Origin of the sequence: Pseudomonas sp. NFACC56-3 (assembly GCF_900100025.1) — a bacterium.
Taxonomy (GTDB): Bacteria; Pseudomonadota; Gammaproteobacteria; order Pseudomonadales; family Pseudomonadaceae; genus Aquipseudomonas; species Aquipseudomonas fluorescens_AA.
In genome coordinates this window covers 533,176-554,207 of record NZ_FMTK01000001.1, presented here as the reverse complement: position 1 = coordinate 554,207, position 21,032 = coordinate 533,176, and the positions used below count along the sequence as shown (strand labels likewise).

Sequence of the window (21,032 nt, the reverse complement as noted above, 5' to 3'; positions counted from 1 at the left end):
ACGCCAAGGGTGTCAGATGTACTGGTTATGCATACAGATAACAGCTGTAAACCCCTCAGGCAACCGCAAAAGATGAACGGTCTCCTATATTTAACGTGAAATCCTTCACCTAGCGATGAACTTTCCTACGGCAAGCGAGACCAATGGCGGTTAGCTAATGTGATGGCGCGGTCGAATCAGTTGCTCCGTGTCCTTTTGATTGAGAGGTTATGGTTATGAACATCAGGTTTCTGGGCGTGTCCCTGGTCGCCGTGGCATTTATGGCTCTGGCTGGCTGCGCGTCGCCCACGGTAGTGACCTTGCAAAACGGTACCCAGTATTTGACCAAGGACACCCCTAACACCCGCACCGCCGACGGTTTCTACGAGTTCGAGGATATTTCCGGCAGGAAAGTCCGGGTCCGCGCCGATGATGTGGCAACCATTCGCAAGGAAGACTGATTTCCAGGCCTGTAGGCAGCCATCGCGAGCAAGCTCGCTCCCACATTTGTTTTCCGGTGCTCGCAGAATCCTGTATTCACCCCCCATTCCTGTGGGAGCGGGCTTGCTCGCGAAAGCGGTGGGTCAGTTTGCAATGATGTTGAATGTTCAGCCCCCTTCGCGAGCAAGCCCGCTCCCACAGGGTCCGGCGGTGAACACTAATCCTGCGTACACCGAAATCCCCCGTGGGAGCGAGCTTGCTCGCGATAGCGATATCAGGCGAACACGATCCCTTCGCCACCCACCTGACCGATATTCACCCCCACCAGGGTCACGGAACTGTCACCGACCTTGAGCAGCGTGTCATGGCCCACTTGTGACAGGTGCTCACTGTAGTCATGACCCGCCCCGGCGCCGGGTACGCCGAGGAATACCAGCTTGTCCCCTGCCTTGTAACCGCTGATCCGATCCTGGCCGAACGCACCATTGAAAAGAAAGGTGTCGCTGCCACCGCCCGATTGCATCAGGTCGTTGCCCGCACCGCCGACGAAGGTGTCGTTACCCGCGCCGCCCACCAGTACATCGTTGCCGCCCTGGCCGAACAACCAGTCACCCTTCGTACTCGCCACCAAGGTGTCGTTGGCCGCACTGCCCTTGACCGAAGACGCATACGCCGTCAGGTTGCCGCCCGCCACCAGGCCGTCGACGGTGACGCCGTGGCTCACCTCATCCTTGAGCAGCCCCCAGAACAACCCGGACTCCTTACTGACCAGCGTGCCGATGTCACGGGTTATGCTGATCCCGCCATGGGCATCGCGCAGGTACAGCGTCCCTGCCCCGTCATGGGCAAAACTGAAATCCTTCACCGACTGCTGCAGTTGCAGGCTGTTGCTGCCCTGCCCGCCCAGTATCACGTTGTAACCACCGCCATCGCGAAAGGTGTCGTTGCCGGCGCGGCCTTCCAGAAAGTCGTTGCCCTGGCCGCCCTGGATCAGGTCGTTGCTGTCGCTGCCGATGATGAAGGTGCTGCCGGTATGGGTTTCAGCGTTGCGGTTGAGGTCTTGCACCCAGGTATTGGCCCGCGCGGGGTCTGACAGGTTGGCAACGATAATGGTGGAGTCTTTTTCGGTGAGGTCGTAGAACGCCGAGCCCATGATCCTGCCCATGCCATCGCTGTAGCCGCTAGGCAGGTGGGAAATCCAGGTGGGGATGTTGAGGATGGAAAACGGCAAGACGTTCCATGCCGCCGAAGCATAGTGGTCGTTGAAGCTGACGATGTTGTTGGTGGCCGACGCCTGTTGCCCATCGTGCACGCCCACCGATGCGAGGTTGAACGTCGAGCCATCCAGGGCGCGGAACACCGGATCGTTCTCGTAACCGATGTTCAAGACCTTGTCGGTGCTGCTCTGGGTCGGCGAAGCGTAGGCGATGTAGTTGGCATCGGCGTAGAATCCCGACCATTGGCTGGCGCTCAAGTCCGCCAGGCTGTTGACCGCCAACCCGCCCAGGCTGTGGCCGCTGACCAGCACGTCCGCGCCCGTCAGGCCATGGGCCTGGGCAAACTTCGCGACGTCCCCCAGCAGGTTGCCAAAGGCTTCGCCGGCGTAGTTTTTCGCAAAGTCCTTGGGCCCCAGGGCGGCCATCAGGTCGTTGATCACGTCGCCAATGGAATCGCCAATCAGGTTTTCCCGAGGGCCGCTGGTGCCGCGAAACGACACACCGATTTCCTGCAGGTGACCCGCGGTGTCGTACTTGCCGAGGATCTCGACCTGCGCGGTGGTGTAGCCGGCTTTTTCGCCAAAAAACGTCCCGCGACCATCCACCTTGCCGGCGTAGCCCAGTTGCGTGGCACTGATGGGCGTCCAGCCAGCCTTCTGCACCGCCTCCAGGGCCAGTTTTTCCGAATCAGGGTTCCACGGCACGCCGGGAATCACCCCTTGGGAATCGGTCCCTCCCAGCAGCGCGGTGACCAGGGTCGCCGGCAAGCCGGCACCGAAGCCGTTGTGCTGGTAACCGGCGGCAAAGCCGTGGTCGAGGTTGTGGTAGGTGTACAGCATGATCGCCATTGCGTCGCTGACCAGTGCCTTGGATTCGGCGGTGCCGAGGTTCTTGTAGTCGTAGATACCCATGGTTGTTGCTCTCTTTTTGTTGTTGGAATGCTAGAACCGGGAGGTACAGTTTTTGTGGCGAGGGAGCTTGCTCCCGCTCGGGTGCATGGCAGCCGACCTGGGGAGCGCTGCGCACTCCAGCGGGAGCAAGCTCCCTCGCCACAGGGGCATGTCCAGCCCCTTCTTCATGGTCAGAACTGCCAATCCAGGGTCAGGCCCACGCCGTGGGTTTTATCCCGGGAGCCGATCAGGCCGTTGTAGTCGAGGTTGACCCGCACATCCTTGGCGACCGCAAGCCCCGCACGGGCGCCAACCACGGCGGCGTTACGGTCCATGGACACGCTCTGCACCGCGAAGGTGTTGCTGCTGCCGGCGAAGGCCAGGTCCTGTTCGGACGTGGTATGGCTCAGGTTGTGCTGCCAGCCGAGGGAGCCGGACAGTTGCAGTTGCTGTTGATCCGACAGTGCCAGGGTGTGGCTGGCCCGCACGCCCAGGGTCGAGAGCACGGCATCGCGGCGGTCGTCGCCACCGTGCAGGGCCGCGTTGTCGCCTTTCTCATGGAAACTGTCGCTGTCCAGATGCACATAAGCCAGGTTGGCGAACGGTTCCAGGGCCACCGCTTGTCCGTCCAGGCGATACGCCGCTTCGGTGAAGAGCTGGGTGGTCCGGGCATCGCGCTTGGTTTTCTCCCGGCCACTGACGTCGCCCCATTGCAGGTCACGCTTGACGTCGATGCGATGCCAACTGTGAGCGCCGCCGACGGTCAGGCGCAACGCGTCGATCTCATGCCCCAGATAGACACCCAGATGATAGCTGTCGGCCTTGGCTGAGGAATGGGTGCCATCGCCCATGCTCAACGAACTGTCGCTGTAGCCAGTGACGAAGCCCAGACGTGTCTGGTCGCTGATCAGGCCATCGACACCGGCCAGCAATCCACCGATGGAGCTGGTGGAACTGGCTTGATCATGCCCACCCTCGTTCTTGCCCCAAGCCCCCAGCACCTTGAACCAGGCATTGCTGCTGGTGTCGGTCGGCGTACCGGCGTCATAGAGCGCGTCCTGGCGCAGGCGATCAGCCACGGCGTCGCGCAATTGACGGCTGTCATTGATCAGTAGCGTACCGATGGCCGGATGGATTTCACCGGACAACTGCTGGAACGCCTGCTGTGCCACGGCGGCGCTGGGCGCCAGCAGCAAGGCCTCGTACAACCCGTTGCCCGCGCCCAATCGCTCGGCGGCAGTGGCCACTGAACGCTGGTTGGGCGTCAAGCCGAGGCTGGCAAATGACGCGTCGTTACGCTCGACCGCCAGTTGAATGCCGTTGGCGCTGTACGCCAGGTCGCCCCCCAGAAATGCGTAGTTGGGCAAAACTTGCGCGAAACGCCCATCGATGCCACCGGCGGCCTGCAAGATATTGAACTGCCTGCCCAGCAGGCTTTTCACTTCCCCAGCCGTCAGCAGCGTCGGGCTGTTTTCCAAGGACAGCGACACCGTCGCCCCATCGATGGACGCCTTGCCGCCCGCCACGATCAGGTCGCTGGAGGTGGGCGAGACTTCCACCGCGTAGTTCGAACCGGGTTGGAATGTCACGTCGCCGGCCACTTGCAGGGTGCCGATGGAATTGCCCGGCGCCACGCTGCCGCCGCGGCTGGCGATCAGACTGGCGATGCGCCCGTTGCCGCCGAGAATGCCGCCGTCGTTGACGGTAACCGCCGATGCCAGCGAGCCATTGATCGCCAGTCGCCCTTGATTGACCAGGGTCGGCCCGCTGTAGGTGTTTTCGCCGGTGAGCACCAGGGTGCCGATACCTTCCTTGGTCAGCCCGCCGTGACCGGCGATGTCGTTGCGCCAAACGTCCAGGCCACATTGGATGCCACTGCACAGCCGTTCCGTGGGTTTGCCCGCATCGATGATCGCGCCGATGCCCGGCAAGTCCGCCACGAACTGACCGGAACCATAGGCGCCATCGATGCGAAACTCCGCGGGGATATCCTGATCGGTCACCAGCATCGACGGCCCGTCGATGGCCTTGCCAAGGTTGATCATGCCCCAGCCATACAACGAATCGACGCCCGGCGCGCCCATGTCGGTGGCGGTGGTACGCAGCACGCTCGCGACCTGGGCGCCGGTCATGTAGGGAAAACGCTCCATCAACACTGCCACGCTGCCAGCGACATGCGGCGCGGCCATGGACGTGCCACTCTTGTTGGCGTAGCCCACGGTCAGGTCGTCGGCACGGGTGCCGCCGATCACGGCGCTGTAGACCCGGGTGCCCGGTGCCGACACGCAGAAACTGGCGGTGTAGCCGCAGCGCGAGGAAAAGGTACTGATGGTGTATGGATTGGCGCTGGCGGTGTCCGGGTTGACCTGCAGCGCCGCCACGGTGAGCCAGTTCGGCGCGATGTCCGGGACGAAATACGCCAGGCCCGCGATGGCATCGGGATTATTGAGGTTGTAGTCGTTGCCCGCGGCGAAGATCGTCACGATCCCGCTGCGGGCCGCCGCGATGGCCCCCTCGTAGGCGCCGCCGGGCTTGGTACCCAGCAGGGGTTTGATCTGATCGAATTGCAGTTGCGCATCCTGCACGGTGAAGTGCGGGAACGCCGGATCGCGACCGCCCTGGTCGAAGCGATCGGTGATACCAATGCCCCAGCTGTTGTTGATGATCCGTGCACCGCTGCCGATCAACGCGTCCCAGCCGGCCTTGTACACCGCGCCATCGTTGCCCCGGATGATGCCGTCCTCGGGCCCCGGGTCGCCGTTGTCAGCGCTGATGATCTGCGCATCGAACGCCACGCCGTGCATCGGGCTGCCATCGCGACTGCCGGCGGCGATCCCGCCGACATGGGTGCCGTGGGACCCCAGCTTACCGTCCGAGCCGACGGTGGGTGAACCGTCGTAGCGGAACGGATCACCGGCCTTCACCGGGATGTAGGGGTCGGTGTATTCGCGAATGCCGCTGGTGACCAAGGTCACGACTTTGCCGGTGCCGGAGAACTCCGGGTGGGCCGCGTAGACCGGCTGGTCGAAGATCCCCAGCTTGACGCCCTTGCCGGTGTATCCGGAGGCGTAGGCCTGCTGCGCGTTGATCGCCTCCACCCCCCATTCGGCGTTGAATTCGCCGCTGCGCCAGCTGTCCGGGTCACCCGCCCTGCCGCTCTCGACATAAGGCGCCGCCTGGGCCGTGCCCAAGGTCGCCAGTGCGCAGAGCATGGCGTGGTTGAGGGCCTTGAGCAGGAATAGGCGACCTGCCGGCCTGGGGTGTTTTTTGTTATCGATTTTCATCACGAACCATCCTTAGTTGTTGTAAAAATCCTGTGGCCTGCCTGGCTTCTGTGGCGAGGGAGCCGGTTATTGCATCGGCGCCCGGGACACAAACGCCTCATCCACCTTCGCCAGGTCCTGCGGGCCTAGGGTGCCGGCGTAGTAATGCAGCTTGGTCCAGGCCATGAGATAGTCGTAGCGGGCCTGGGCCAAGTCGCGGCGGGTGGTGTAGAGCTGTTGCTCGGCATTGAGCGCGTCGAGGTTGACCCGCTCGCCGCCGAGGATGCTTTGCCGGGTCGATACCACCAGCGCTTCGGCGGAGCTGAGGGCTTTCTGGTAGGCGCGCAGTTTGTTCATCCCCGACACGCAGGCGTTGAACTGACGGCGCAGTTCGATCAGCGTCTCGCGGGTCTTGGCCTCCAGCTCGTATTCGGCCTGTTCCATGTTGCGACTGGCCTGGCGGGTCGACGCCGAGACACCGCCGCCGGCATACAGCGGCACGCTGACTTCCAGACCGATGGTGTTGGTGTCGTAGCGTTGGTTGTAGGTGTTGCCACTTTCCGATTCGTTCTGGCGCATTGTTGCGTAGGCATTGACCTTGGGCAGGTGTCCGGCGCGGTTGCGTTCGACCTCGAAGCGCGCCACATCCACCGCCTGGCGCTGGGACGCCAGGCTGGGGTTGTTGCTCACCGCCAGTTCGTGCCAGGTGTCGAAACTGGCCGGCTGCAAGGCAAAGGTCTGGAAGGTGTCGTGCAAAGGCGCCAGGTCGCCGATATCCAGGGTCGGGACGCCTATCAGCGAGCCGAGCTCACGCAAGGCGGCGTCCTGCTCGTCCCGCGCCTCGATTTCTTCGGCGATTGCCAGCTCATAGCGCGCCTGCGCCTCGAGGATGTCGGTGCGCGTGCCTTCGCCCTGGCGAAACAGCTGTTCGTTCTGCTGGAATTGCTGCTCGAACGCCTTTTTCTTGGCCTGGGCAATGTCGATCTGGTCCTGGGCGAACAACGCCTGGGTGTACTGACTCAGCACCCGCACCAACAGCGCCTGGCTCTTGTCCCGAAAACTTTCGTCGGCGAACAATGCCTGGGCCACGCCCTTTCGGTAGGCCGCGTACGCTTCGTAGTCCAGCAAGGGTTGTTGCAGCGTCAGGCTGGAGCCGTAGCTGCTGTAGTTGCGATCGTCATGCTGGCTGGCGCCACGGTCATTGAAGTACGTGACCTTGGATTGGTTGCGGCCCTTGTTGTAGCTGTAGCCCAAATGCGGCAACAGCCCGGCCCGGCCGATGGCGCGGTTTTCCAGGCCCGCATCGCGCGCCTTGATCGCGCCCAGGTAGACCGGGTCATTGCGCAGGGCCTGCTCGTAGAACTCGAAGGGCCCCATGGCCCAGGCGTTGCCGCACACGGAAACGGCCAGCACGGCCATCCAATAGAAACGCTTCATACCACCGGACATCCTTATTCTTCGGTCAACGCAGAGCCGGCTCGGTCGAGCAGCGGTTTGAACAGGTAGTTGAGCAACGAGCGCTCGCCGGTACGTACGAACATTTCGGCCGGCATGCCGGGCTTGATCACCAGACCGTTGAGCTTGTCCATCGCCACGTCGCTGACGCTGCTGCGCAGCACGTAATACGGCGTGCCGGTCTTCTCATCGAGCATCTGGTCGGCGGAAATCAGGCTGACTTCCCCCGGCACCCGCGGCGTGCGGTTCTGGTTGAAGGCGGTAAACAGAATGTCCACCGGCAAATGCGGGCCGACCTTGTCGATCAGGTGCACCGGCAGGTGCCCTTCCACCTCCAGCCGCGTGCCCTGGGGGACGATTTCCAGCAAGGTGTCGCCCTGGCGCACCACTGCGCCTTCGGTGTGCACACCCAGGTTCACGGCGATGCCGTCAGCGGTGGCGAGGATTTCGCTGTGTTGCAGCTCGAACCCCGCGGATTTCAGTTGCTGTTGCAGGGTTTCGCTCTTGAGCTGGGCGTCGGCCAACTGACTGCGCACTTCTTTCTGGTATTCCTCGTTGTGCTGCTGCAACTTCAGGCGCGACTCGACGATCCCTTGCTCCACCCGCCCGCTTTCGCCGCTGTTCTGCGCCAGTTCCTGCTGCACCTGCGACAACTGGCGCTGATAGTCCAGCAGGCGGTTGCGCGGGATGTAGCCGTTGTCCGCCAAGGGCTGCAGGTTGCCCAGTTGCAGACGCAGGGATTCGGCCTGGGCGGCCAAGTCGCCGCGGGCTCGACGCATGCCGGCCAATTGCGCCGTGGCGCCCTCAATGCTGGCGCGCAACGCCGCCTGCTCGCGGGCGAAGGCTTCGCGGCGACTGCTGAACAGTTGCCGCTGGCCTTCGAGCACCAGGGCCAGGCGTGGATCGGGATCGCGACTCAGCTCAGCCGGGAAATTCACCTGCGACAGGTTGTCCCGTTCGCTTTGCCAGCGCGCCAGGCTGGCCCAGGTCATCCGATACTGCGCCTGCAGCGATTGCACATCGGCGTCGGCCTGGGTCTGGTCCAGGCGGAATAGCGGCTGGCCCTGCTTCACCGCCTCGCCTTCGCGCACCAGGATCCGGCTGACCACACCGCTACTCATCGATTGCACGGCCTTGCGCTTGCCTGAAACCACCACGGTGCCTTGCACGGGGATGCCTTGGTCCAGCGGCGCCAGGCTGGCCCAGGTGAAAAAACTGCCGGCGCCCACCAGCGCCAGTATCCAGCCCATACGGGTGAAGAAACGGGCGTCGCGCTCCGGGCGTTCAACGTCTTGAGCCTGCTCGAGGTTCATCTGGCATTCCTTGTTCATGCACCACCCGGTTTGCTGGCAGCTTGGTACTGGCGACTCATGCTCAGCCCGTTGGGGGTTGCCTGGGGACGGTCCCGTTGTGGTGCCTCCGATTGGCCGGACAGCGCCCGCAGTACTTCCTGACTAGGCCCGAAAGCCTGTAGCCGGCCTTCGTTGAGCACCAGCAGTTTGTCGGCCTGGGCCAGCGCCGATGAACGATGGGTCACCAGCACGACGCTGGTACCCTGGGCCTTCATTTGCGCGATGGCACTGGCGAGCGCGGCCTCGCCTACCGCGTCGAGGTTCGAGTTGGGCTCGTCGAGCACCACCAGGCTCGGCCGGTCGTACATCGCCCGGGCCAGGGCCACCCGTTGCTTCTGCCCTCCCGACAAACCGCTGCCGTCCTCCCCCAGCACGGTGTCGTAGCCCTGGGGCATGCGCAGAATCAATTCATGGACGCCGGCCTGTTGTGCGGCGGCGACGACCTTTTGCGGATCGGCCTCGCGAAAGCGGGCGATGTTCTCGGCGATGCTGCCGCTGAACAGCTCGATGTTCTGAGGTAGATAGCCGATATACGGGCCGAGCTGGTCGCGATTCCAGCGATGAATATCGGCCCCATCGAGCCGCACCGTTCCCCCCAGTGTCGGCCATACACCGACCAGCACACGAGCCAGGGTGGACTTACCGGAGCCCGAAGCCCCTAGAATCCCGAGTACCTCCCCTGCCGCCAGTCTGAAGCTGACCTGCTGCAGGGTGGCATTGCGGCGTCCCGGCGGGCCGGCGCTCACCTGCTCGAAACTCAGCTGACCCTTGGGCGGCGGCAACGCCATCGCGTCATCCTGCGACGGATAAGCCTGCAACAGCGCATCGAGGCGACGATAGGCGAGCTTGGCGCCACTCCATTGCTTCCACACGGCAATCAACTGGTCGATGGGGCTCAATACCCGGCCCATCAGGATCGAGCCGGCAATCATCATTCCGGCGGTCATCTCGCCCTTGATCACCAGCAACGCGCCCAGGCCCAGCACCAGCGATTGCAGGCACAGGCGCAAGGTCTTGCTCAGAGAACTGATCACCGCGCCAGTATCGCTCGCCTGGTTTTGCAGGCCGAGAAAGCGTGAGTGCACCGCAAACCAGCGGCTGCGCAGCGCCGCGAGCATGCCCATGGCCTGGATCGTTTCGGCGTTGTGCAAATGACTGGTGGCCAATTGGCTGGACTGTTGCGAGTAGACGCTGGCCTGCCCCAACGGCTTTTTGGTCATGGCTTCGTTCAGGCAGGCCAGGCCGATCAGCAGAAGCGTGCCGACGGTAGCGAATACGCCGAGCCAGACGTTGAACAGATAAATCACCAGCAGGTAAATGGGGAACCATGGCGCGTCGAAGAACGCGAACAATGCGGGGCCCGTGACAAATTGGCGAATATGGGTAAGGTCGCCCAACGGCTGCCCGGCATTGCCCTCGCCCTGAAACAGGTTGCGCTCGAACGCAGCCTTGTACACTTGAAGGTTGAAGCGTCTTTCCAACTGACTGCCGATGCGGATGACAATGAAGCTGCGCACCATCTCCAATAGCCCAATGAACACAAAGAACCCGACCACCATTAACGACAACATCGCCAGGGTGGTTTCGTTTTGGGAGGACAACCCGCGGTCATACACTTGGAGCATGTATATCGAAGGTGCAAGCATCAAGACGTTAATCAATGCAGTAAAACAACCGACACTGATCAGAATGTTCTTATAAGCGCCCAACGCTTTAAACAATGGCACGGCGACAGCGCCCCGGCTCTTAGTCATGGATCTTCCTGCTGTTGGCTTCGCCGGCTATCCGGCTGTTATGCACTACCAATCTTTAATTATTAAATCGGCCCCGGCCGATGCGCACGCCTGATTGAACATACGCGCCTTGCCACGGAACAAATGTAACAATTTGTTAAAGCTCGATCGGGCGCTCAAGCCTGAGTATCAGGCCGGACTTCAACGTGACCTGATAATGATGTTCTTGGCGCAACTCCAGATGCACTCTAGAGTTCTGTCTGCCAATCAGGGAAAGACCATCGGGTTCGGTAAACCAATGGACCGGCTCTTCCCCCAGCCAGTGCCCCAGGCATTCGGTTTGTCCACCCAGGGTCTGGTCAGCCCGAAGCTCGACAAGGCAAGTGTTGGACGGTTTGTCCTGTATCGCCTGGCTTTGCACGGTGTCCTGCGGGCTCGACAAAACGGCCAGCCACTGACCGGCCAACTGCGAGGGTTCTGCTAACAACAGGCTGCGCGCCATGGCGACTTCTCCACAAAACATCATCAGCGTAGCGAGCAACCCGACGGTTGCCTGAACGCTACAGGGCATCGACTTTCTACACATTCGCTTGATCCTCGCCGGGGTCCTGTAGGCGCTGTCGAGCGAAGCGAGGCTGCGATCTTTCCCCTACCACTTGAAAGATCGCAGCCTGCGGCAGTTCCTACAGGGGTTTCAGCATTACGCCACGATATCCGAGGCCACCGCCTGGCCAACGGTGCTGACCAGGAAGTCAGCCACGCCGTGCCCGGAGAAGTCCACCGACAGCAGGCTGTTGCCACCCGACGTCGACAGCACCGCATCGCCCGCCGCACCGGTGAAGGCGTTGACGAAATGCAGGCCCGCGCCCTGGGTGATGCCGGTCAGGTCGATCTTGTCCAGGCCGCTGACGAAATCGAGGATCTGGTCCGTCGTGCCCGGCCGCGAATCGGAACTGGCGGCGAACACGAAGGTGTCCGAACCCGAGCCGCCCCAGAGCTTGTCCGCACCACCGGCGCCCCAAAGGATATCGTTGCCGGCACCGCCCTTGAGCTCGTTGGCCACCGAGTTGCCGATCAACAGGTCGCTGCCCGAGCCGCCGATGGCATTTTCGATGACGGCACCCTTGGCGATGGACACGTTACCCACCATGCCACCCACGTCAGAGAACGAGGCGTCATTGAGGTTGATCTTCTGGTTCTGGGTGAACCCGGAGAAATCCAGGGTATCGCGGCCACCCGCGTCCCATACCGAAAACACCACTTTGTCCGACGACGAAGCGGCACTGAGAAAATCGCGACCGGTGTTGGAATTGAAACCGTAGGTCGAGTCGCCGGTACGGGTCGAAGTGTTGGCACCGTAAAGCTTCTGGATGGCCGCGATGTCATCCATCAGCGGACCCGAAGCATAGGCTTCGACGCCGCCCTTGCTGAAGTTCTGGTTGGTATTGCTTTCGCTCCAGTAGCTCATGACGCTGTAGCCACGGGTGTCCTGGCCATAGGTGGCGTCATCGTAGGTGGGGCTGCCTTCGCCGGCGTTGTAGTCACCCGGGTGGGCCAGGCCGAGGGTGTGACCGATTTCGTGGGTCAGGGTCTGGCGGCCGTAGTTGTTCAGGTCCGGGTTCTTGTTCTGGGTGTAGCTGCTGTTGATCAAATACCAGGACGTCCCGTCATAACCGGCGCCCGTCCCCGGCAGATAAGCGAACGCCGCCGCGCCATCCTGGCCGCCGCTGTAGTTGCCGAAGGTCATGTGAGCGTCGCCACCGCTGGCTTTTTCGATGAAGGTGACATTGGCCACGTCCGCCCAGGATTGCATGGCCAGGGCGGCCTGGCCTTTCTGCTGGGCGCTGAACTGGCTGAAGCCGCTGATCCCATGTTTGTTCATGGTGCTGGAAGAGGCGGACGTCAGGAAGGTATAGGTCAGTTCGATCTTGCCGCTGCCGTCCCGGTCCTGGTAAGCCGCGCCGTCGCGCAGCAACTGCGTGGCCGCCTCGTCGACGGAGTACGACGGTTTACCGTTGACGGTCAGGTTACCGCCGCGGTCGTATTGGTGACTGAAGCTATTGATCTGGTTGAACGCATTACTGGGAGCCGCCAGTTGCGGGGCCCAGAGCAGTTGTTCGGCAGAATCGATAGCGCTGTTTTTGACTTTCGACATAAACACACTTCCTTGTTTGCAAATGGAACAATTTAGTCAGACAGGCGATCTCTGGCGAGATCGTCCTATCACTCGCCCAATGAGGACGCAAGAAACCTGACACAATTGGAAATCAAACGTCTAGTCATTTTTTTCGTTCAATTTCATGCCCTGCCCCTTAATGCCCATAAACAATAGGTTTCTACCTGGCTAGTGCGGACGCTCAACTGCCCGAGTTGCAGATTGTCGGACAAAACTCTATTTAAATATTAAATATCGATAACTAGTCATTTGCGAACGACGTCGCACTTTCGCCAACTAAATGCCAGCGAAGTGCTATTAATTAATATCTACTAAGCCTCTACGCTTTACTTGCGCACACTTCCCGTAAGCAACCTCGAAACCAGCGATGCACGGGGTCGGCGTCCATTCGCGGATGCCAGAGCATGGCGATCGTGAACCCAGGCACCGAGACCGGTAGCGCGAAACTGTGCAGGCCGATCCGTAGGCTGGTGGTGTAGCGCTCGGGTACGCTGGCGATCAGGTCGCTGGCGCGGGCCAGCCCCAGTGCCGAGGAAAAACCTGGCACGGTGGTGACGATTTCCCGGGACAGGTTCAGCGCCGCCAGGGCCTGGTCGATAAGGCCATGGTCCAACCCACGCATCGAGACCCCGACATGCCCGCCCGCCGCATAGCCGGCGGCGCTCACCGCCGCGTGGCTCAGCGGGTGACCCATGCGCACCACGCCAATCAAACGGTCGCTGAACAACGCCTGGGTTCGCAACTCCGGGCTGGTGTCCTTGTCCACGACGGCGGTCTCCAGGTCCACGGTGCCTTCGCGAAGCGCCGTGCTGTCCCGGTCGGTCTTTTCCATGAAGCGCAACCGCACACCCGGCGCTTGCTTGTGAATACGGGCGATCAGGTCGATGGCAAAGTTTTCCACGAACCCCTCGCGGGTGCGCAGCGTGAAGGTACGGCTCAAGCGCCCGAGATCCGGCGTGGTCACCGGGCGCAGTACCGCCTGGGCCTGCTGCACCAACTGACTGACCTGCTCACGCAACTCCAGCGCACGGGGTGTCGGCACCAGCCCTCGCCCGGCCCGAACCAACAGCGGGTCACCGGTGGTTTCCCGCAATCGCGCCAGCGCCCGGCTCATGGCCGACGGGCTGAGCCGTAGCCGCCGAGCGGCGCGGGCCACGCTGCCTTCCGAGAGCAGCACATCGAGGGTGACGAGTAGATTGAGATCCGGCGAAGACATGGCGAAGTCTCGATTCAATAGATGGCGTCTGGCGCAGCTATAACCTGCAAGTGCTGCGTCTTCCGCCATGTTATGCCGGGTTGTAACGTTTCGACAGCGCCATTTCGAGCGCCACGGATACAGGTGAGACGATGAAACCCACCAACACGCAACCCAGTCGACCGGCAACCGCACCCGCAAACCGGCTCTCTTCACCGCGTTGGGCCCTGGCCAGCCTTGCACTCTCGACGCTGTTGGCCTCCCTGGGGGCCAGTGTGGCCGCCGTGGCGCTGCCGGTGCTGGCCCAGGCCCTCGATACCTCCTTCCAGCAGGTCCAATGGGTGGTGCTGGCCTATCTGCTCGCCATGACCACGCTGATTGTCAGCGTCGGCCGCTTGGGTGACCTGATGGGCCGTCGCAAGCTGCTGTTGGCCGGCATTGCCTTGTTCACCTTGGCTTCGCTGCTTTGCGGCCTGGCCCCTTCGTTTTGGCTGCTGATTGCAGGTCGGGCGCTGCAAGGCCTGGGGGCCGCTATCATGATGACGTTGACCCTGGCCCTGGTCGGCGACACGGTCGCCCAGGAAAAAACCGCCAGCGCCATGGGGCTGCTGGCAACGCTGTCGGCGGTGGGCACGGCCCTTGGACCATCTTTTGGCGGCCTGCTGATCAGTGGGTTCGGTTGGCAGGCCTTGTTCCTGGTCAACATCCCCCTCGGCCTGCTGACGTTATGGCTGGCGTGGTACTCGCTACCGGTGCGGCAAGTGCCGCCGAAGGCGCAAACGATTCGCTTCGATATCACCGGCACGGTGCTGTTGGCGTTGACGCTCGCCGCCTATGCCTTGGCCATGACCGTCGGGCATGGGAGCTTTGGCGGGTTGAGCATTGCGCTGCTACTGGCCGCGCTGGTGGGCGGCGGGCTGTTCGTTCGGGTCCAGTCCCGGGCCGTGTCGCCGCTGATTCCCTTGGCCGTGTTTCGCGACAAGTCATTGGTCTCGGGCCTGGCGACGAGCGCCCTGGTCGCAACGATCATGATGGCGACGCTGCTGGTCGGGCCTTTTTACTTGTCCATCACCCTCGGACTGCCAGCGACCTTCGTCGGATTGGCGCTGGCGACGGGGCCGACCGTCGCGGCACTGGCCGGAGTGCCTGCCGGACGCCTGGCGGGTCGGTTCGGTGTGCAACCCATGCGGCTCGCCGGCCTGGCGACCATGGCCCTCGGCTGCCTGATGCTGTCACTGGTTCCCCCTGCTCTTGGCAGCGCCGGCTACATCAGCGCCATCGTGGTAACGACCCTGGGCTATGCGTTTTTCCAGACCGCCAACAACACGGCCGTCATGGCCGATGTGGCCGCCCAAAGGCGAGGCGTCATCGCCGGGCTGCTCAACGTGTCGCGCAACCTGGGTTTCTTCACGGGAGCCTCGGTGCTCGGCGCGGTGTTTGCAACCGCAGCGGCGACGAATGACATCACCCGCGCCAGCCCCGAGGCCGTGACGAACGGCCTGCACACCACCTTCGCCGTCGCCCTGGCGATGGCGGTCCTGGCCGTGGTCATTGCCTTGAAATGTCGCGTGCCAGAGCGGTTGAACGAAGTCGAGGACACGCCCGGCCAAGGGTGATGGCATTCTGAGCATCACCGCTTAAGTCGTGATCCAAATCAAAAAAACTGAACCAATCGCAAAACGGACTGAAAAAATCCACATGAGGTTCATTTTCAGGTGCTATTTTTAGTTCTCACTGGTAGAGCCATGATGGCTCTTCCTTCCTGACATGAGCAAAAGGAAGCGCTCGATTGAAGACGGCGGGCAACACATGAATAAAGGATCTTTCAGCAAGGTTACGTTCCCCAACGCTTGCCAGTTGATGCGCTGGCACTTCCATCCCATGGGATTCGAAGCGAGCATGGATGCGCCTGGCAGTATGGTTGCCCGGCTATTCGACCGTGCCAGCGGCGAGACGATGATCGCCATTGCAGGGATCCCCTGCGCGACAGTGATGAATGCGCCGGATGTGGAACGAATAATCGAGGCCGTGGAGGCCGAGCTGGAAGCGTTTGTGCCACCGGTGGGATTACGGCGGTTCGCTTCCTGACAGGAACAGTGCTTATCATTTGAAAGCGGCGTCTTCCTCTCCAGGGAAGGCGCCGCTTTTCTATGGCCTCCGGTACGCTTTTGCCCCGCCACTCGGTGTGTCTGTTTGCCTCATCCTTTGCGGGCACGACGATGGTCAGCGAAAAAGGGCTTGTCCGCTGCAATACGATCCGACGCCTTAGGCCCGTTGACCGCCTGGCCGTCCTGGCCATCGACGTACCAGTAACAGTGCTGTACGGCGCGCGTGATGCCCACATACGCCAGGCGCAGGATTTCGTCTTTTTGCGCCGTGTCGTAAGGTTCGGCGTCTCCATCCTGGCCTAGCCCGGCCATCCGATAGACCTGGTTCTTGTAGGGCGAACTGCTCAGGTGCTGGCAGTCGCCCAACAAGAACACCGCATCCGCCTGGAGCCCCTTGGCGCTGTGGTAGGTCATTTGCCTGAGCCGTCGGGCGTCGTACGGCAAGCTAGAATCGACATTAACTATTGGCTGAATATATTTTTCTATCAATAGCTTATCGCTACTTTTTCGATACAGCATCAAGATGGAGTCTCCCTTGCGATAGTGCTCCTCCAATCGCAGGGCCAGCCCTTCGTCGTCTCGATCCAACACGTTGACCGGGCTCAGCGATCGGGGAACGCCGCTGGCCTTGGCTTTTTTGCCTGGAATAGCCGCCGCGGCGCGCACGATGTGCTCGGCCGCGTCGATGATGTGCTGGTGGCTGCGGTAGTTGTCGGTGAGCATCACCCGGGTTGTCGCCGGTGACGGGAATTGCTTATTGAATGCCATGAAGTAGCTCGGCGAGCTGCCGCGCCAGCCATAGATCGATTGCCAATCGTCCCCGACACACAACAAGGAAGAACGCTGGGCACCGCGCCCCACGTGCAGCGCCGGACCACGGCTGCGGACCTCCCGAAGACTGGCGCGAAGCCAGGAGACGATCTGCGGCGATACGTCCTGGAATTCGTCGATCATCAGGTGCGAAAGCGGCCTGAGCAAGGCATCGGCCAGCAACTTGAAATTTTCCGGCGAGTGTTCGCTGAACAGCGCGAACATACGGTTATAGGTCATGATCGGCGGCGATTGATCGAGCAAATGGTCTTCGAATGCCCGCCAGTAACGGCTCAGCGCCTCGAAGAAATACCGATCGGGGTCATCCTGGGCAAAGGACATCCGGCCCACGGCGTCCGGGACGTCCAGGCCAAGGTTCTCGATAAAGCCCGCCGCCGCGACAAAACAGTCCAACAATGGCGCCGAACCCAGCTCACCCTTGACCTTATAGTCGAACCCGGGGCCGGCACTGGCGTCGCCGGCCATGGATGCCACCACACGCTTTGATGCCTCGTAACTTTCAAGCCATATCAGTCGCTTACGGCAGAAAGCTTGAAACAAGGTGCGCTTTACCGCCCACTCCGCACGGATACTCAACTTGGCGCCCGGACGACTGAGCCGGGCGTCTTCCTGCGGATCGAAACCCAGCATCACCCAGGCATCCAGTGAGGGCGCGTAACCATGGCAGTGGAATGTCGAGCCATTGATTTCGAAGGTGTGTCGCTTTGGCTCGATCCCCTTGATTGGCCAGGCACCGGCGCGAAACCACAGGTCTTCGACGGCATCGCACAATTCTTCGTCGCGCTGGGCCGCCAGTTCGGTCACGGCCACCCGTTTTTGCACATCCGGGTGATCGCGTTCCAGCGCCTTGAGCTGCAGGGCATGGCGGGACAACGGCTGGATCAACTCACGGAAACGCGCATCCCGCTGGTAAAGGTTGTAGTAACAGGCATTGAGTTGCTGACGCTGGACATCATTGATGCGCAATTCAAAGGGATTGCCTTGGGCGTCGTCGTCCGCTTCGACGCGATGACTCAGGGTCTCGAAGGCCTGGAGCCGCTCGAACCCGGGCAGGCTGCGAACCATGGGCACGATACGCGAATGGAAGGTGCGCACCAGATCACGCGCTTGCTTGAGGCTGACGGTTCGCCCCCACAGGGCAAACACTTCGATCAATTTCTGGATGAAGTCCTTGCGCGATTCCCGGGTAAACGTCACCACGGTCATTGAGTCCAGTTCGAAGCCCAGGTAGTGGGACAGCAGCACAATCCGCAGCACCAGGGTGGTCGACTTGCCCGCACCCGCTCCGGCGACCACCGAGGTAGACGGCGTATCGCTGAAAATCATCTTCCACTGCGCGGCGCTCGGTTGCGCATGGGCCGGCAGCAATCGGGCGACGTCCGCCTTGATACGTTTCTTCAGCTCGGTGGTCAGCGGCAGACGCCAGTCATCGAACAGTAAATCATCCACCTGCGGTGCCGGATGCTCTGTGCTGCGCGAATCGCGGATCAACAGGACCTGGCGGCCCTCCTCGAGCCCTTCGGCCCTGCCTTCCTTATAGCCATAGTCGAAACCGGCGGTATGACCACTGCGGAAGCCGTCGGCCTGACCGTGCAACCAGGACGCTCGGTGCTGGGCGCGCAGACGCGTCAGGCCATGGCCGAAGAGCCGGGCGGCCAGGCGCTTGAGCAAGGGCATCTGGGCCAGGGATAGGAGCTCGGGGGGAAGATCGGGAGTGTGTTGCGACACGCTGGGGACTCCGGTGTTCATGAACCATGCCGGCTATGGTGTCTGTATTTGCTGCCGGGTTCCACCCAAAAGCTTTTAAGTCATGGGTTTAGGCGATGAAGTGAAAGTTGGCTCACGATTTCATATCTGGTTAGTCGATAGGTTTGACGCGTTTTTTACGCTTTTTGTCGATGATTTCCTTCGCGAGAATAGCGCCATCAACCATTGCTTTCGCTCCCAGCGAAAAGGACACCAACATGCTCGAACTCAGGCCCTTCGCCACTTTGGGCGCCGCCAACCACGGCTGGCTGGATGCCCACCACCATTTTTCGTTCGCCGAGTATTACGACCCGCAACGCATGCACTGGGGCAACCTGCGCGTCTGGAACGACGATGTCATCGCCCCCGGCAGCGGTTTTCCCCAGCACCCGCACCGGGATATGGAAATCATCACCTATGTGCGCGAAGGTGCGATCAGCCACCAGGACAACCTGGGCAACAAGGGCCGCACGGAGGCTGGCGACGTACAAGTCATGAGCGCGGGCACCGGGATCGCCCACAGCGAATACAACCTGGAGTCGACGGCCACGCGCATTTTCCAGATATGGATCATTCCCAACGAAGAAGGTCTGGCACCGTCGTGGGGCGCCAAACCGTTTCCCAAGGACTCGCGCGAAGGCTTCGTGACCTTGGCCAGTGGCAAGGCCGGCGACGACCAGAGCCTGCGCATTCGCGCCGACGCGCGACTGGTCGCGGCCAATCTCAAGGCAGGTGAAAGTGCGGAATACCGGCTGGACGCGGGTCGACGAGCGTATCTTGTGCCAGCGACAGGATTGATAGAAATCAATGGGTTGCGTGCACAAGCTCGAGACGGTGTTGCGATTGAAGATGAACGGATATTGCGGGTGACCGCGATCGAAGACAGCGAAATCGTGCTCGTGGACCTCGCCTAACCTCGCATCGCTGCACTGCTGCTCTTGTGGCGCGGGAGCAAGCTCCCTCGCCACAAGCTCACATCACAGGTATCACTTGCTGGTGATAGCCCCATCCACCAACGTTTGCGCCTCGGCCACCAGTTGCTTGAGGTGCGCATCGCCAATGAAGCTTTCGGCGTAGATCTTGTAGATATCCTCGGTGCCGGACGGACGCGCCGCGAACCAGCCGTTTTCGGTCATGACCTTCAGGCCACCGATGGCTTGGTCATTGCCCGGTGCATGGCTGAGGATGCTCTGGATCTTCTCCCCCGCCAGTTCGGTAGACGTCACCTGATCCGGCGACAGCTTGCTCAGCAGGGCCTTCTGTTGCGGGTTGGCTTTGGCATCGACGCGTACCGAGAACGGTTCACCCAGTTCGTCGGTCAAGGCGCGGTAGGCCTGACTCGGGTCGCGACCGGTGCGCGCCGTCATTTCAGCCGCCAACAGCGCCGGAATCAGGCCGTCCTTGTCGGTGCTCCAGACGCCGCCGTCCTTGCGCAAGAACGAAGCACCGGCACTTTCTTCACCACCAAAGCCCAGGGAGCCATCGAACAGGCCGTCGGCAAACCACTTGAAGCCCACCGGCACTTCGTAGAGACGGCGCCCCAGGCGCTTGGCGACACGATCGATCAGGCCGCTGCTGACCACCGTCTTGCCCACGCCGGCATCGGCGCGCCATTGCGGGCGATTCTGGAACAGGTAGTCGATGGACACCGCCAGGTAATTGTTCGGCGCCAACAGGCCGCCGGACGGCGTCACGATGCCATGGCGGTCATGGTCCGGGTCGCAGGCGAAGGCCACGTCGAAACGCTCCTTCAGGCCAATCAACCCTTGCATGGCGTGGCTGGAGGATGGGTCCATGCGGATCTGCCCATCCCAGTCGACGGTCATGAAACGGAAGGTGGAATCCACATGGGTGTTCACCACGTCCAGGTCCAGGCGGTAATGCTCGGCAATGGCCGGCCAGTAGCGCACGCCCGCGCCGCCCAACGGATCGACGCCCAGGTGCAACCCGGCGGTGCGGATGGCATCGAAATCGATGACATTGATCAGGTCCGCCACGTAAGTGTTGACATAGTCGTGACGGTGGGTGGTATCGGCTTTCAGAGCCTGCTCGTAGCTGACTCGCTTGACGCCGGCGAGCTGGTTGGCCAGCAGTTCGTTGGCCTTGGCTTCGATCCACTTGGTGATATGGGTATCGGCCGGGCCGCCGTTGGTGGGGTTGTACTTGTAGCCGCCACTTTGCGGTGGGTTGTGGGACGGCGTGATGACGATACCGTCCGCCAGGCCCGAGGTGCGGCCACGGTTGTAGCAGAGAATGGCGTGGGAAACCGCTGGCGTCGGGGTGTATTCATCCCCCTCGGCGATCATGACGGTCACACCGTTGGCCGCGAAGACTTCCAGTGCGCTGGCGCCCGCGGGGGTCGACAGCGCGTGGGTATCGATACCGACGAACAACGGCCCGTTGATGCCTTGGGCTTCGCGGTACAGGCAGATCGCCTGGCTGATTGCCAACACGTGCCACTCGTTAAAGCCCAGGTCGAAGGAGCTGCCACGGTGGCCGGAGGTGCCAAAAGCCACGCGCTGGGTCGCAACCGAGGCATCGGGTCGGCCGGTATAGTAGGCCGTCACCAGTCGCGGGATATCGATCAACAACTCTGCCGGTGCCGGCTTGCCCGCAAATGGACTGACTGTCATGCAAAACCTCTGA

General features: G+C 61.8%; 14 protein-coding genes. 4 read left to right on the top strand and 10 right to left on the bottom strand.

Annotated features, from left to right (window positions below):
* Positions 1 to 215 precede the first annotated feature (215 nt).
* Entirely contained in the window at positions 216 to 440 is a 225-nt protein-coding gene (locus tag BLO80_RS02295) for a YgdI/YgdR family lipoprotein (RefSeq protein WP_092326704.1), read from the top strand.
* Positions 441 to 694: 254 nt separating this feature from the next.
* Here BLO80_RS02295 and BLO80_RS02285 read toward each other — a convergent pair whose 3' ends face one another.
* The 8 genes from BLO80_RS02285 to BLO80_RS02250 all read right to left on the bottom strand — a co-directional run bounded on the left by BLO80_RS02285 (position 695) and on the right by BLO80_RS02250 (position 13,722).
* Positions 695 to 2,548 (bottom strand): polyurethane esterase, encoded by a 1,854-nt coding sequence (locus tag BLO80_RS02285; protein ID WP_092326481.1) that lies wholly within the window; start codon positions 2,546 to 2,548, stop codon positions 695 to 697.
* A 170-nt stretch (positions 2,549 to 2,718) separates the two neighbouring features.
* Positions 2,719 to 5,739: an autotransporter domain-containing protein gene (locus tag BLO80_RS02280; RefSeq protein WP_371914562.1), complete on the bottom strand. Its 3,021-nt coding sequence runs from the start codon at positions 5,737 to 5,739 to the stop codon at positions 2,719 to 2,721.
* 138 nt (positions 5,740 to 5,877) lie between these two features.
* Positions 5,878 to 7,227: a TolC family outer membrane protein gene (locus BLO80_RS02275; RefSeq protein ID WP_092326478.1), complete on the bottom strand. Its 1,350-nt coding sequence runs from the start codon at positions 7,225 to 7,227 to the stop codon at positions 5,878 to 5,880.
* A gap of 14 nt (positions 7,228 to 7,241) precedes the next feature.
* Positions 7,242 to 8,576, bottom strand: a complete 1,335-nt coding sequence (locus BLO80_RS02270) for an HlyD family type I secretion periplasmic adaptor subunit (protein WP_092326476.1) — start codon at positions 8,574 to 8,576, stop codon at positions 7,242 to 7,244.
* Positions 8,573 to 10,351, bottom strand: a complete 1,779-nt coding sequence (locus BLO80_RS02265; protein ID WP_092326475.1) for a type I secretion system permease/ATPase — start codon at positions 10,349 to 10,351, stop codon at positions 8,573 to 8,575. Before BLO80_RS02265 ends, BLO80_RS02270 begins: the two co-directional genes overlap by 4 nt.
* Positions 10,352 to 10,487: 136 nt before the next feature.
* Positions 10,488 to 10,916, bottom strand: a complete 429-nt coding sequence (locus BLO80_RS02260; protein ID WP_371914559.1) for an AprI/Inh family metalloprotease inhibitor — start codon at positions 10,914 to 10,916, stop codon at positions 10,488 to 10,490.
* Positions 10,917 to 11,030: 114 nt separating this feature from the next.
* Positions 11,031 to 12,485, bottom strand: a complete 1,455-nt coding sequence (locus BLO80_RS02255) for a serralysin family metalloprotease (protein WP_092326473.1) — start codon at positions 12,483 to 12,485, stop codon at positions 11,031 to 11,033.
* A 340-nt stretch (positions 12,486 to 12,825) separates the two neighbouring features.
* Positions 12,826 to 13,722, bottom strand: coding sequence for a LysR family transcriptional regulator (locus tag BLO80_RS02250; protein ID WP_092326472.1), 897 nt, complete (start codon positions 13,720 to 13,722; stop codon positions 12,826 to 12,828).
* 131 nt (positions 13,723 to 13,853) lie between these two features.
* On the opposite strand from BLO80_RS02250, the gene BLO80_RS02245 reads away from it, so the two are divergent.
* On the top strand, positions 13,854 to 15,317 hold the full coding sequence (locus tag BLO80_RS02245) for an MFS transporter (RefSeq protein ID WP_092326470.1): 1,464 nt from the start codon (positions 13,854 to 13,856) through the stop codon (positions 15,315 to 15,317).
* A gap of 193 nt (positions 15,318 to 15,510) precedes the next feature.
* The gene (locus BLO80_RS02240) at positions 15,511 to 15,789 is read left to right on the top strand and encodes a DUF1652 domain-containing protein (protein ID WP_003201764.1); all 279 of its coding nucleotides are present in this window, start codon (positions 15,511 to 15,513) and stop codon (positions 15,787 to 15,789) included.
* Positions 15,790 to 15,899: 110 nt separating this feature from the next.
* Here BLO80_RS02240 and BLO80_RS02235 read toward each other — a convergent pair whose 3' ends face one another.
* Complete coding sequence (locus tag BLO80_RS02235) at positions 15,900 to 18,368, bottom strand: UvrD-helicase domain-containing protein (protein WP_092326469.1); 2,469 nt, start codon at positions 18,366 to 18,368, stop codon at positions 15,900 to 15,902.
* 236 nt (positions 18,369 to 18,604) lie between these two features.
* Between BLO80_RS02235 and BLO80_RS02230 the strand changes: the two genes are divergently transcribed.
* Positions 18,605 to 19,300 carry a pirin family protein gene (locus BLO80_RS02230; RefSeq protein WP_060742417.1) on the top strand — a complete coding sequence of 232 codons (696 nt, stop codon included), beginning with the start codon at positions 18,605 to 18,607 and terminating at the stop codon, positions 19,298 to 19,300.
* A 72-nt stretch (positions 19,301 to 19,372) separates the two neighbouring features.
* Here BLO80_RS02230 and pgm read toward each other — a convergent pair whose 3' ends face one another.
* Positions 19,373 to 21,019 (bottom strand): phosphoglucomutase (alpha-D-glucose-1,6-bisphosphate-dependent), encoded by a 1,647-nt coding sequence (pgm, locus tag BLO80_RS02225; RefSeq protein ID WP_092326467.1) that lies wholly within the window; start codon positions 21,017 to 21,019, stop codon positions 19,373 to 19,375.
* Positions 21,020 to 21,032: the final 13 nt, after the last annotated feature.

Bases quoted from the DNA above. Each gene is read 5' to 3' on its own strand.
- BLO80_RS02240 (WP_003201764.1), top strand. From the start codon at position 15,511: ATGAATAAAGGATCTTTCAGCAAGGTTACGTTCCCCAACGCTTGCCAG.
- BLO80_RS02250 (WP_092326472.1), bottom strand. From the start codon at position 13,722: ATGTCTTCGCCGGATCTCAATCTACTCGTCACCCTCGATGTGCTGCTC.
- BLO80_RS02265 (WP_092326475.1), bottom strand. From the start codon at position 10,351: ATGACTAAGAGCCGGGGCGCTGTCGCCGTGCCATTGTTTAAAGCGTTG.
- BLO80_RS02245 (WP_092326470.1), top strand. From the start codon at position 13,854: ATGAAACCCACCAACACGCAACCCAGTCGACCGGCAACCGCACCCGCA.
- BLO80_RS02285 (WP_092326481.1), bottom strand. From the start codon at position 2,548: ATGGGTATCTACGACTACAAGAACCTCGGCACCGCCGAATCCAAGGCA.
- BLO80_RS02275 (WP_092326478.1), bottom strand. From the start codon at position 7,227: ATGAAGCGTTTCTATTGGATGGCCGTGCTGGCCGTTTCCGTGTGCGGC.
- BLO80_RS02255 (WP_092326473.1), bottom strand. From the start codon at position 12,485: ATGTCGAAAGTCAAAAACAGCGCTATCGATTCTGCCGAACAACTGCTC.
- BLO80_RS02280 (WP_371914562.1), bottom strand. From the start codon at position 5,739: ATGCTCTGCGCACTGGCGACCTTGGGCACGGCCCAGGCGGCGCCTTAT.
- pgm (WP_092326467.1), bottom strand. From the start codon at position 21,019: ATGACAGTCAGTCCATTTGCGGGCAAGCCGGCACCGGCAGAGTTGTTG.
- BLO80_RS02270 (WP_092326476.1), bottom strand. From the start codon at position 8,576: ATGAACAAGGAATGCCAGATGAACCTCGAGCAGGCTCAAGACGTTGAA.
- BLO80_RS02260 (WP_371914559.1), bottom strand. From the start codon at position 10,916: ATGTGTAGAAAGTCGATGCCCTGTAGCGTTCAGGCAACCGTCGGGTTG.
- BLO80_RS02295 (WP_092326704.1), top strand. From the start codon at position 216: ATGAACATCAGGTTTCTGGGCGTGTCCCTGGTCGCCGTGGCATTTATG.
- BLO80_RS02230 (WP_060742417.1), top strand. From the start codon at position 18,605: ATGCTCGAACTCAGGCCCTTCGCCACTTTGGGCGCCGCCAACCACGGC.